We start from the raw sequence: 11,878 nt of genomic DNA, 5'->3' as shown, positions 1-11,878 counted from the left end.
TTTTTGAGGTTCTCGCTTTAGCTTGCCCTTAACTTGCCATCTTTCAAGCGTGGCTCAACAAAGTGACCCTTACGAGCACGATTGCCAGCAAACGACTTAAGGGTCTTCGCATCCAAACTCAATTCGGTTGGCTTGCCTGCACGACCTGCACCAGAGTAGCTCGCTCCATTGGGCCCTACAGCGATTGCAGATGACATAAATTCTTTGTCATCAAGCCCCATTAGGATCACACCCTTACCGCCTGTAGGTAAGCGCTTTAATTCATCCAGCGGAAATACTAGTAACTTCGAGGCCGCCGATAAGCAAGCAACTTGCTTCATACCCTCTTCTACCTTAGCGGCACCAAGTGGTGCATCGCCAGCTACTTTTGCATCAATGCTAATGAAAGATTTGCCCGCCTTATTACGGGTAGTCATGTCAGATACATTGGCCAAGAATCCATAACCGGCCTTGGTGGATAACAGCACTAAATCATCTGGCTGTCCTGCATAGTAAGCAACCATCTGAGAGCCAGCAGCTAGATTCACGAAGCTAGTAAGCGGCGATCCATCTCCTCGTGCGCCAGGTAATTCGCTGACCGGTACCGTATATACACGGCCATCACTACCAAACCCTTGGACAACATCAACAGTACGCACTTCAAAGGTTGCATAGAGCGCATCACCGGCTTTAAAGCTGAACTGGGTTGGATCATGCTCATGACCCTGACGTACACGCACCCAACCTTTTTGAGAGACAATGACAGTCACAGGCTCATCAATTACTTTGGTCTCTGCGACCGCACGTTTATCTTCCTGAATCAAAGTGCGACGATCATCGCCATAATCTTTAATATCCGCTTCAATCTCTTTGATGATCCGTTTGCGCAAAACGCTATCGCTCTGTAGCAATCCTTCCAAGTCATCACGCTGAGATTTGAGTTCTTTGAGCTCTTGTTCAATCTTGATACCCTCAAGGCGAGCCAATTGACGCAAGCGGATATCCAAAATATCTTCAGCCTGACGATCAGTTAACTTGAACTCTTTCATCAAATCAGCTTTGGGTTCATCGCTATTGCGAATGATCTTAATAACCTTATCAATATTAAGAAGAACAGTTAGTCGTCCCTCCAATATATGCATGCGATCTTTAACTTTACCGAGGCGGAATTGAGTTCGACGGGTTACTGTCACAACTCTGAATTCAATCCACTCAGAAATAATTTCTTTTAAGCCCTTTTGACGTGGACGACCATCATTACCAATCATCACCAAATTCATTGGCGCATTGGATTCAAGCGAGGTGTGGGCTAGCAATAGATTGATGAACTCATTGACATCAATGTTTTTGCTCTTTGGTTCAAATACCAAGCGAACAGGCGCATCTTTACTAGATTCATCGCGCACACCATCTAAGACATTCAAGATAGTGGACTTCAGATTATTCTGTTCAGGGGTTAAAGTCTTTTTACCAACCTTCACCTTTGGATTAGTAATCTCTTCAATTTCTTGCAAGACTCGTTGCGAAGATGTGGATGGCGGCAACTCATTGACGACAATTTGCCATTGACCGCGTGCTAACTCTTCGATAGACCAACGGGCACGCACCTTCAGACTGCCTCGTCCAGTCTCATAAATTTGGGCAATCTCTGCAGCTGAAGAAATAATTTGACCGCCGCCTGGATAGTCTGGCCCAGGCATGATTTCCAGCAAATCAGCAGTAGATAGCTTGGGAGACTTCATCAAGGCAATTGCGGCTGAAGCAACTTCGCGCAAATTATGCGATGGAATCTCGGTCGCCATACCCACAGCAATACCAGAGGCGCCATTAAGCAGTACGAATGGTAAACGTGCTGGCAATAACTTAGGCTCTTGGAATGAACCGTCATAGTTCGGCGCAAAATCAACCGTTCCTTCGTCAATTTCACTTAACAGCAAGCCAGCTATTTTTGTTAATCGTGCCTCGGTGTAACGCATCGCTGCAGCACCATCGCCATCGCGAGAGCCAAAATTACCCTGCCCATCGATTAATGGGTAACGCAAAGAAAAACTTTGCGCCAAACGCACTAATGCATCGTAGGCAGACTGATCGCCATGAGGGTGAAACTTACCTAAAACATCGCCGACTACTCGAGCACTCTTAACAGGCTTCGCATCTGCACGAAGGCCCATCTCGTTCATTGAGAACAAAATGCGTCGCTGTACTGGTTTTTGGCCATCGGCAACTTCAGGCAAGGCGCGCCCTTTTACAACGCTGATTGCATAGTCCAGATAAGCGCGCTCGGCATAAACCGCTAGCGTCAAACTATCCTTATTGTCTTCATCCAAATCAATTGTCTTGGGGTCATGAGGATCTCTAGGCCCATGGGAGTCGCTAGAGGATACTGCTTTTGATTTAGCTGCTTTAGGAGACTCATCTACCTCAACAATATCCATTTCTTCGATAGCGTTAGAAAATAAATCCGCTTGCTCGGCAACTTTATTTTTGCCTGGTGTCTTCTTAGTAGCCATTAAATATCCGCCTCAACTTCATTACCACGCTCTTCAAGCCAATCGCGGCGCGCACCAGATTCTGATTTACCCATCAACATATCCATGGTTTTAAAGGTTTCGTCTTCTGTCCAGGATCCAAGCGTTACAGGTAGCAAGCGACGTGTATCAGGATTCAAGGTGGTATCCCATAACTGCTCAGCACTCATCTCACCCAAACCTTTAAAGCGGGAGATTTGCCAAGCTGTTTCTTTAACCCCTTCTTTACGCAATTTATCTTCAATTGCCTGAAGTTCACTAGCGTCTAAGGCATATATTTTTTGCGCTGGTTTCTTGCCTCTCGCAGGCGCATCAACCCTAAATAATGGCGGCCGAGAAATATGCACATGGCCTAAATCGATCAATTTAGGGAAATGCTTGTAAAACAGGGTCAGTAGCAATACCTGAATATGCGCACCATCCACATCCGCATCAGACAAAATACAAATCTTGCCGTAGCGTAAATTGGATAGATCAGGATCATCATTCGGTCCATGTGGATCCACGCCAATCGCAACGGCAATATCGTGCACCTCGTTATTAGCAAACAAACGATCGCGTTCAGCCTCCCAAGTATTTAATACTTTTCCGCGTAAAGGTAATATCGCCTGGTACTCCTTATTGCGCCCCATCTTGGCAGAACCACCAGCTGAGTCACCTTCTACCAGGAATATTTCATTTTGAGCAATGTCTTCGCTCTCACAATCCGTCAATTTACCGGGCAATACTGCAACTCCGGACGATTTTTTCTTCTCTACTTTTTGTCCAGCTCGAGTGCGGGCTTGTGCCTGCTTGATAACTAAGTCAGCAAGTTTGCGACCATAATCAACATGCTGATTAAGCCAAAGCTCTAAAGCTGATTTGGCGTAACCTGAAACCAAGCGCACAGCATCGCGAGAATTTAAGCGCTCTTTTATCTGCCCCTGAAATTGAGGGTCTAATACTTTGGCGGACAAAATAAATGAGGCGCGTGCAAATACATCTTCGGGCATCAGCTTTACACCCTTTGGTTGTAATGCATGCATCTCAATAAAACCTTTTACTGCATTAAACAATCCTTCGCGTAGACCACTCTCATGGGTGCCCCCTGCAGGGGTAGGGATGAGATTCACATAACTCTCACGTACTGGTGCACCATCTTCAGTCCAAGAAACTACCCAAGCTGCACCCTCACCCTCGGCAAATGAGTCATCATCACCAGTACCGGTTGCATATTGCTCGCCTTCAAATGGCGGAATGACTTCAGGACCATGTCCTGCTTGTGCAATCGCCTCATTTAAATAGCCACGCAAGCCTTGAGCGTATTGCCATGACTGACTTTCACCAGACTTTTCTTGTATGAGGGTGACCTTAACGCCAGGCAATAGAACTGCTTTGGATCTGAGGAGGCGGACCAACTCTGCCATGGGTATAGCAGCACTATCAAAGTATTTACCATCCGGCCATGCACGCACACGCGTACCATGCGATTTATCGTCTTTTGATGCAGGCCTAGATTTCAGTTTCTCAATCACTTTGCCATCAGCAAAGATTAGTGTTGAGATTTGGCCATCACGCCATACGGTTACCTCAAGACGTTTAGATAAAGCATTCGTTACCGAAACACCTACACCATGCAAGCCACCAGAGAATGCATATGCACCGCCAGTTCCTTTTTCAAATTTACCGCCAGCATGCAATTGGGTAAATACGATTTCTACAACAGGTAACTTTTCAGTGGGATGCATACCCACCGGAATTCCACGCCCATCATCTTCGACGCTCACGCTGCCATCGGTATGCATGGTCACAATAATTTGTTTGCCATATCCACCTAAAGCTTCGTCTGAAGCATTATCCAAGACCTCTTGAATAATATGAAGGGGATTATCTGTGCGCGTGTACATTCCAGGCCGCTGACGGACTGGCTCAAGCCCTTTTAGGACCTGAATCGACGATTCGCTGTATTCGGAAATTTTACGGGTAGCCATGCGCCAAAATTGTAGTCATGTCTGAGAAGAGGTCGGACTTTTCCAATAATCCCCTGCTATCCATGCCAAAATTAGGTATGGGAGCCTTAAGTCATATTCGTGTTTTAGACCTCAGCCGCGTGCTTGCTGGTCCTTGGTGCGCTCAGAATCTTGCTGATCTGGGGGCGGATGTCATCAAAGTGGAACGTCCTGGAGCTGGTGACGATACCCGGCACTGGGGCCCTCCCTTTGCTAAAGATCCAAATGGTCTCGACACTGAAGAATCTGCCTATTTTATTTGCATCAATCGCAATAAGCGCTCGATAACCGTTGATATCAGTAAACCCGAAGGCCAACACATCATTCGCCAACTGGCCAAAGAATCAGATGTAGTTATTGAAAACTATAAGGTCGGCGATCTTGCTAAATATGGTCTTGATTACGAAAGTCTCAAGCAGATTAAGCCAGATTTGATCTATTGCTCTATTACCGGTTTTGGGCAAACTGGTCCTTATGCACATCGTCCTGGATATGACTTCATCATCCAGGGTATGGGTGGCTTTATGAGTGTGACTGGCGAAGCTGAAGATGTTGAAGGCGCAAGCCCCCAGAAATCCGGTGTTGCTATTGCCGATATTTTTACTGGTATGTATGCCTCTACGGCAATATTGGCGGCTGTAGTGCACCGCGATCATACAGGTGAAGGTCAATACATTGATATGTCTTTGTTAGATACGCAAGTTGCGGTGATGGCTAATGTCTCTAGTGCGTACCTGACTTCTGGTGAGATACCCCGTCGCTGGGGAAACGCCTCCCCCATCATCGTGCCATACCAAACCTTTCCGACATCAGATGGCTGGATGATTGTTGGTGCGGGTAATGACGGTCAGTTTCGTCACTTTGTGACCGCAGGCGGAGAAGCGCATCTTGCTGACGACCCCTTATACCGCACCAATCCTGATCGCGTACTGCATCGTAAGCAACTGGTTCCATTGCTTGAAGCAATGACTCGTAAAAAAACTAAGGGAGAGTGGATTGCACTTCTAGAGGAAGCCAATGTACCTTGTGGCCCTATTAATAATTTCAAAGAAGTATTTGAGAATGAGCAGGTGATTGCTAGAGAGGTGCAGATTAATGTGCCACACCCGACAGTTGGCACAATGAAACTCGTAGCAAGCCCTATGAAGTTATCCAAAACACCAACGGAAGTTCGGATGGCGCCGCCCACTCTAGGACAACACACTAATGAGGTCTTGCATGAGCGCCTTCATTTGGATGATGTTGCCATTACTCAACTTCGAGAAAAAGGAATCATTTAATGAGCGCGAGCCCTAAAACCTCCTTGACTATGACCCAGGTCTTGATCTTTGGAGGGTTCATGGTGACGATGTCTATGGGAATTCGTCATGGCTTTGGATTATTTAACTTACCGATCACAATGGCCAACGGTTGGGGACGTGAAACCTTTGCACTGACTATTGCATTACAAAATCTGATTTGGGGCGCTGTGCAGCCGGTCACGGGCGCCCTAGCCGATCGTTTTGGTGCATTTAAGATCATGATTGCAGGTGGTGCACTTTACGCACTTGGCTTGATTGGCATGGCGATTTCTACAGACGCTCTCAACTTCACCATTGCGGGTGGCTTACTAATCGGTCTTGCTCAAACCGCAACTACCTACAGCGTGGTCTACGGTATTTTGGGTCGTAACGTTCCTGCAGATAAACGCGTTTGGGCAATGGGCATTGCTGCAGCCGCTGGATCATTTGGCCAATTCTTAATGATTCCTGCTGAGCAAGGATTATTGAGCACATTTGGCGCTCAAGATGCCCTAGTGATTTTGGCCTTAATGGCCAGCTTAATGATCCCGACAGCTTTTTTCTTACGTGAGAAAAATTTTGCTCATCAACATCAATTGGGTGAACAAACGATCAAAGAGGCACTGAAAGAGGCAATTGGCAATCCTAGCTTTCGCTTGCTCACACTTGGCTATTTTGTATGCGGGTTTCAGGTAGTCTTTATTGCTGTCCATCTAGCCCCTTACCTGAAAGACCTATCTTCGATCTACCCTGCTGTTGGCGCGCCTGCGGTTGCCACCACTGCTCTTGCATTGATTGGCTTATTTAATATCTTTGGCACCTATAGTGCTGGAATTTTGGGGCAACGCTTTCCAAAGCGTTATTTGCTATCAAGTATTTATCTGGGTCGTGCCATCGCTATCGCTGGCTTCTTAATCTTACCACTGAGCCCTATTACGACCTATGTGTTCGCAGCCATTATGGGATTTCTTTGGCTTTCTACCATCCCTCTGACCAATGGCATCGTAGCTCAGATTTTTGGTGTTAAGTACCTCACCATGCTCTCAGGCTTAGTATTTTTCTCGCATCAGCTCGGTAGTTTCTGTGGTGCTTTCCTAGGCGGTTATTTATTTGACCGCACCGGCTCTTACCTCATTGTTTGGCAGCTTGCTATTGCGTTGGGTGTATTTGCTTTTTTGGTCAACTTACCAGTTAAAGAGCGTGCTATTCATCGGGTTGCAAATGCCTAGAACACGAAATGCCTCACTCTGGAAAATGATTGCGTATGGTTTCGCTCTACTAATTTTGTTATTCGTGTTTTCCGCCTACTACGCTCCCGAAATGATGATATCGATCACGAATCAAGTGTGGGCTCTGTGTGGTTGGTAACGAATGATTAAGATCACCTATCTCGGTTAGTATTTGAACTTTATTTCCTAGCATACTTTTCTCAATGTATGCATCTCGCCGTAGCACAATGGATAGTGCACATGCCTCCTAAGCGTGGGATACAGGTTCGATTCCTGTCGGCGGGACCATTTCTGTGTGAGAACTTATCCACAGACCATGTGGATAAATCCTTAAAAGTTTTCGTAAGTCGAGGATTTGTATAGAGAGACCTAGCGTGCTTAATTTGTGTGCAGAAGATTCTTGTCAGAAAATTGAATATCGTTCTAAAAAATATTTATAGCTTTTGATTTCATTTATGGTATGAGTGATTGAAAATTTTTGATCTTTTTAAAGCTCGCTTACACTAAGTCCCATGCCAGCCTTATCAACTAGCACCATCGCAGCACTTGAAGAAATGTTGCAAAACACCGCAAGGCCTGCCCCCGCGGATTTCATGCCCATTTATTTTTCTCGTGGCAATCACGAGGATCAACCCATCGGTTATCTCAGTCCTGATTTCATTCCGCACTTACACAGTTTGTTTGAAAAACAATCCGTAGATTTAGCAAGAATGACGCATGATCGGTTATCGATACTGCTGGGGCGTCCAAAAGAGCTGTCGGCAACCCTAAAGCTCTTAGCAAACCATATGCGCCAAGGCGGTTTTATTCCTGGATGGCGTAATGAGGAATTTGCATGGGTTGATCAAAACGGTCACAAATACTTTCGCCTAGAACGTGCTGCATTTAGAACATTTGGTTTTAGGAGCATGGCTTCACACATCAATGGCTACACAAAAGCCAATACCATTTGGCTGGGAAGAAGAAGTGAAAATAAGCCAACTGATCCGGGTAAATTAGATAATCTTGCTGCTGGCGGCATTAACGCTGATGAAACTCCGTGGGTTAATGCGCGTCGCGAACTATGGGAGGAAGCTGGAGTCCCCGAGCATATTTCGGATGACATCGAACCCATCGGACGAATTCATATGCGTCGTATTGCAAATGAGCGTGGGTTTCATGACGAGCAGCTCTTTATTTACGATTTAGAACTCCCCAAGCAATTTGTTCCAACCAACCATGATGGAGAGGTCAGCGGGTTCATTGAGGTCTCCTATGCCGAAGCCGCTGCGCGCATCTTGGCCGATGAATTCACTAGCGATGCCGCCTTTGTCACTGCTGACTTCATTTTGCGTCGCAATAAGTAAATCGAGCAACCGCAGCAACGGCTATTGACGAGGGTCATGCGCCCCGCCCTCTTTTCGTGGTTAAATCTAGGTTAAGGATGAAACAGGGGTGCCCTTATAAGCAGGTTTTGCTTAGAGGCGCTGAGAGAGACCCTAAAACCCGATCCAGATAATGCTGGCGTGGGGAGTTACATCAGACCGACACCCGGTTTCGTCCATCTAAAACAGTAAGGAGATGGACATGAGCTCAGGCAATCAAAAATCAAGCAAACACGAAATCCCAAGCCTCAAAAGCTTGGAGCGCGACTTTGGACAAAAGTTTGCATATCCCGCATCTACCAAAACCTATTTGCAGGGATCCCGCGCAGATATCAAAGCGCCGATACGGATGATTGAGCAATTGCCTACACGAGCTGGCGAGCAACTGATTCCTAATCCCCCTGTACCCGTTTATGACACCTCTGGTCCCTACAGCGATCCTGAAATTGTCATCAATTTGGAAAAAGGCTTACCGAGATTGCGTGATAACTGGATTGCTGAGCGCAATGACACCGAACAATTATCTGGGCCTAGTTCTGAGTATGGCGTTGCTCGTGCCAATGATGCTGCAACCCAAAACTTACGATTTGCACATATCAGCGCTCCGCGCGTAGCCAAGTCTGGACATAACGTCAGTCAGATGCATTACGCACGCAAGGGAATTGTGACTCCGGAAATGGAATACGTTGCACTACGCGAATCAATGGGTCTAGAACAGTTACGCAAAGACCCAGCCTATAAGCAGTTACTCAAACAGCATCCTGGAAAATCCTATGGAGCCAATCTTCCCGATGTCATTACTGGTGAATTTGTGCGCTCTGAAATAGCGGCAGGTCGCGCGATTATTCCAGCAAACATCAATCACCCTGAATTAGAGCCCATGATTATCGGCAGAAACTTCCGCGTGAAGATTAATGGTAACTTGGGTAACTCTGCGGTAACTTCTTCAATAAACGAGGAAGTTGAAAAAATGGTTTGGTCTATTCGCTGGGGCGCAGACACCATCATGGACCTCTCTACAGGTAAACATATCCATGAAACACGTGAATGGATCATTCGTAACTCACCAGTACCTATCGGTACCGTACCAATTTATCAAGCACTAGATAAAACAGGTGGAATAGCTGAGGACCTCACCTGGGAAATGTTCCGCGATACCCTCATTGAGCAAGCTGAACAAGGCGTGGACTATTTCACAATCCATGCGGGTGTATTGCTACGTTATGTGCCTTTAACTGCAGATCGCATTACTGGCATCGTTTCAAGAGGTGGCTCCATCATGGCTAAATGGTGCTTAGCTCACCATAAAGAGAACTTCCTCTATACCAAGTTCGATGAGATTTGCGAGATCATGAAGGCTTACGATGTTTCCTTTAGCTTGGGCGATGGATTACGCCCAGGTTGTATTGCCGATTCCAATGATGCTGCGCAGTTTGGGGAACTCCATACCCTTGGTGAATTGACTGCAAAAGCCTGGAAGCATGATGTCCAAGTCATGATTGAAGGCCCAGGACACGTTCCGATGCAGCGCATTGAAGAGAATATGACAGAAGAGCTGAAGCATTGCTTAGAAGCCCCCTTCTACACTCTTGGACCCTTGATTACTGATATTGCTCCTGGTTATGACCACATCACCAGCGGTATTGGTGCAGCACAAATTGGCTGGTACGGCACTGCAATGCTTTGCTATGTCACCCCAAAAGAACATTTAGGACTTCCAGATAAGGAAGATGTGCGTGAAGGCATCATCACCTACAAGATTGCAGCACATGGTGCAGACCTTGCAAAAGGTTTACCAGGGGCTCAAGTACGTGATAACGCTCTTTCTAAAGCGCGCTTTGAGTTCCGCTGGGAAGATCAATTTAATTTGGGCTTAGACCCTGAGCGCGCTCGTGAATATCATGATGCAACCCTACCTGCTGAAGGTGCAAAAATTGCGCACTTCTGCTCTATGTGTGGGCCAAAGTTCTGCTCAATGAAAATCACTCAAGAAGTTCGTGATTACGCTGCGACCCTTAATACCGATGCCAAGGTGATTCCGATTGCGCAATCCACCGATCCAGACAAAGGCATGGAAGAAATGTCTGCTGAGTTCCGTAAACGTGGCAGTGAAATTTATCAGTAAGCGTTGTCAATAACAATATGACCTTTGCTAACAAACGCTTTGCCATTGTTGGCGCCGGCCTGATGGGCCGGCTGCTATCACTTTCTCTGGCAAAACGCGGCGCTAAGGTTGAATTATTTGACAAAGGCGATGCGAGAGGTAACGAATCCGCAGCTCGGGTGGCAGCAGCAATGCTAGCCCCTCTTGCTGAATCTGCTATTACAGAAGATTCAGTAGTGCGAATGGGGGTCTACAGCCTTCCTCGCTGGAAAGCCCTTATTGAAGAATTATCTTCACCCGTTTTTTTTCAACAAGACGGCACATTAATACTTTGGCATCGGCAAGATGCGGCAGAGGCAGAACGCTTTACCAGCCACTTAGATAAAAATAGTTTGCACAATAGTCAGCTCAGCCCACCGCGCAGATTAAATGCTCAAGAATTATTAGACTTTGAACCAAGCGTTGCCGAACGATTTACTCAAGGCCTCTATCTTCCCAATGAGGGTCAATTAGATAATCGACAACTGCTAGATGCACTGCTATCTGAGCTCGACACCCTGGGAGTTTCATGTCATTGGAATACAGAGCTAGATCCAGAAGCTTTGCGAAACGATTCTGGATACCATTGCATTCTTGATTGCCGGGGCAATGGCGCAAAAGATGCCTGGTCATCTCATACAAATAACATAAGATCATTACGGGGTGTGCGTGGCGAGGTGATCCGTTTATATGCCCCCGAGGTCAAATTACGAAGACCTACTCGCTTAATACATCCTCGCTATCCAATATATATTGCACCCAAAGAGAATGATGTGTACGTGGTTGGTGCTACTGAAATTGAATCGGAAGACTTATCGCCAATGAGCGTCCGCTCTGCCATGGAATTACTCAGCGCTGTTTACACAGTACACAGTGGATTTGCAGAATCGAGAATTTTAGAAATGGCAACGCAATGTCGTCCAACGCTAAAAAATAATCTCCCTGAAGTACTCATCAAAAAAGAAAAAGGGTTAACGGATTTGATCTTGATCAATGGCCTGTATCGTCATGGTTTTATGATTTCTCCTGCGGTGCTAGATGCAACCATTGAGCTATTGGAGAGTGGTCAAAGTAATACCGCCCTTGAGCTAGGTTTAAGCGTTACTAATTTGATTCATGAGGCAGGCGTATGCGCATAATCGTTAATCAAATCGAATATGAATTACCCTCACAGAGCATGATTGCAGATGTACTCAACTTAATTAATGCGAAGCCGCCTTTTGCGGTCGCAGTGAATTTAAACTTTATTCCGAAGTCACAATATGCTCTGCATGCTCTAAATGAAAACGATCAAATTGAAGTGATTGCCCCAGTTACAGGCGGCTAGGTCCATTTACTAACGTACCAAATCTCAAAGTTATGACAGC

8 protein-coding genes, 1 tRNA gene and 1 riboswitch are annotated in these 11,878 nt (G+C 46.2%); of the genes, 7 read left to right on the top strand and 2 right to left on the bottom strand.

Going from position 1 to position 11,878, the window contains the following annotated elements:
• Window positions 1-17 precede the first annotated feature (17 nt).
• Entirely contained in the window at window positions 18-2,414 is a 2,397-nt protein-coding gene (parC, locus tag NHB34_RS04625) for a DNA topoisomerase IV subunit A (protein WP_353428541.1), read from the bottom strand.
• 74 nt (window positions 2,415-2,488) lie between these two features.
• Entirely contained in the window at window positions 2,489-4,477 is a 1,989-nt protein-coding gene (locus NHB34_RS04620; RefSeq protein ID WP_353428454.1) for a DNA topoisomerase IV subunit B, read from the bottom strand.
• A 77-nt stretch (window positions 4,478-4,554) separates the two neighbouring features.
• Here NHB34_RS04620 and NHB34_RS04615 point away from each other — a divergent pair, with 77 nt between their 5' ends.
• From NHB34_RS04615 to thiS, 7 genes are all read left to right on the top strand, one after another.
• The gene (locus NHB34_RS04615) at window positions 4,555-5,775 is read left to right on the top strand and encodes a CaiB/BaiF CoA-transferase family protein (RefSeq protein WP_353428540.1); all 1,221 of its coding nucleotides are present in this window, start codon (window positions 4,555-4,557) and stop codon (window positions 5,773-5,775) included.
• Window positions 5,776-5,804: 29 nt separating this feature from the next.
• Window positions 5,805-7,004 carry an MFS transporter gene (locus tag NHB34_RS04610; RefSeq protein WP_353428453.1) on the top strand — a complete coding sequence of 400 codons (1,200 nt, stop codon included), beginning with the start codon at window positions 5,805-5,807 and terminating at the stop codon, window positions 7,002-7,004.
• A 213-nt stretch (window positions 7,005-7,217) separates the two neighbouring features.
• Window positions 7,218-7,292 (top strand) — tRNA-Arg (locus tag NHB34_RS04605).
• 224 nt (window positions 7,293-7,516) lie between these two features.
• The gene (locus tag NHB34_RS04600) at window positions 7,517-8,350 is read left to right on the top strand and encodes a DUF4743 domain-containing protein (protein WP_353428452.1); all 834 of its coding nucleotides are present in this window, start codon (window positions 7,517-7,519) and stop codon (window positions 8,348-8,350) included.
• Window positions 8,351-8,424: 74 nt separating this feature from the next.
• Window positions 8,425-8,533, top strand: a riboswitch (TPP riboswitch).
• Window positions 8,534-8,570: 37 nt separating this feature from the next.
• Entirely contained in the window at window positions 8,571-10,493 is a 1,923-nt protein-coding gene (thiC, locus tag NHB34_RS04595) for a phosphomethylpyrimidine synthase ThiC (protein ID WP_353428451.1), read from the top strand.
• Between the two features lie 17 nt (window positions 10,494-10,510).
• Window positions 10,511-11,650 (top strand): FAD-dependent oxidoreductase, encoded by a 1,140-nt coding sequence (locus tag NHB34_RS04590; protein WP_353428450.1) that lies wholly within the window; start codon window positions 10,511-10,513, stop codon window positions 11,648-11,650.
• A complete protein-coding gene (gene thiS, locus NHB34_RS04585; protein ID WP_353428449.1) occupies window positions 11,641-11,838 on the top strand; it encodes a sulfur carrier protein ThiS in 198 nt (65 codons plus the stop codon). Before NHB34_RS04590 ends, thiS begins: the two co-directional genes overlap by 10 nt.
• Window positions 11,839-11,878 lie beyond the last annotated feature (40 nt).

The sequence above is a fragment of the Polynucleobacter sp. MWH-UH19D genome (assembly GCF_040409795.1).
In the GTDB taxonomy this organism is placed as follows: domain Bacteria; phylum Pseudomonadota; class Gammaproteobacteria; order Burkholderiales; family Burkholderiaceae; genus Polynucleobacter.
Note: the sequence above shows the minus strand (reverse complement) of the source record. Positions and strands in the feature narration are given on the sequence as shown.

What these genes read in the sequence shown, in the direction of transcription:
- parC (WP_353428541.1), bottom strand. Translation starts at nt 2,414, where the DNA reads ATGGATATTGTTGAGGTAGATGAGTCTCCTAAAGCAGCTAAATCAAAA.
- NHB34_RS04620 (WP_353428454.1), bottom strand. Translation starts at nt 4,477, where the DNA reads ATGGCTACCCGTAAAATTTCCGAATACAGCGAATCGTCGATTCAGGTC.
- NHB34_RS04615 (WP_353428540.1), top strand. Translation starts at nt 4,555, where the DNA reads ATGGGAGCCTTAAGTCATATTCGTGTTTTAGACCTCAGCCGCGTGCTT.
- NHB34_RS04610 (WP_353428453.1), top strand. Translation starts at nt 5,805, where the DNA reads ATGACCCAGGTCTTGATCTTTGGAGGGTTCATGGTGACGATGTCTATG.
- NHB34_RS04600 (WP_353428452.1), top strand. Translation starts at nt 7,517, where the DNA reads ATGCCAGCCTTATCAACTAGCACCATCGCAGCACTTGAAGAAATGTTG.
- thiC (WP_353428451.1), top strand. Translation starts at nt 8,571, where the DNA reads ATGAGCTCAGGCAATCAAAAATCAAGCAAACACGAAATCCCAAGCCTC.
- NHB34_RS04590 (WP_353428450.1), top strand. Translation starts at nt 10,511, where the DNA reads ATGACCTTTGCTAACAAACGCTTTGCCATTGTTGGCGCCGGCCTGATG.
- thiS (WP_353428449.1), top strand. Translation starts at nt 11,641, where the DNA reads ATGCGCATAATCGTTAATCAAATCGAATATGAATTACCCTCACAGAGC.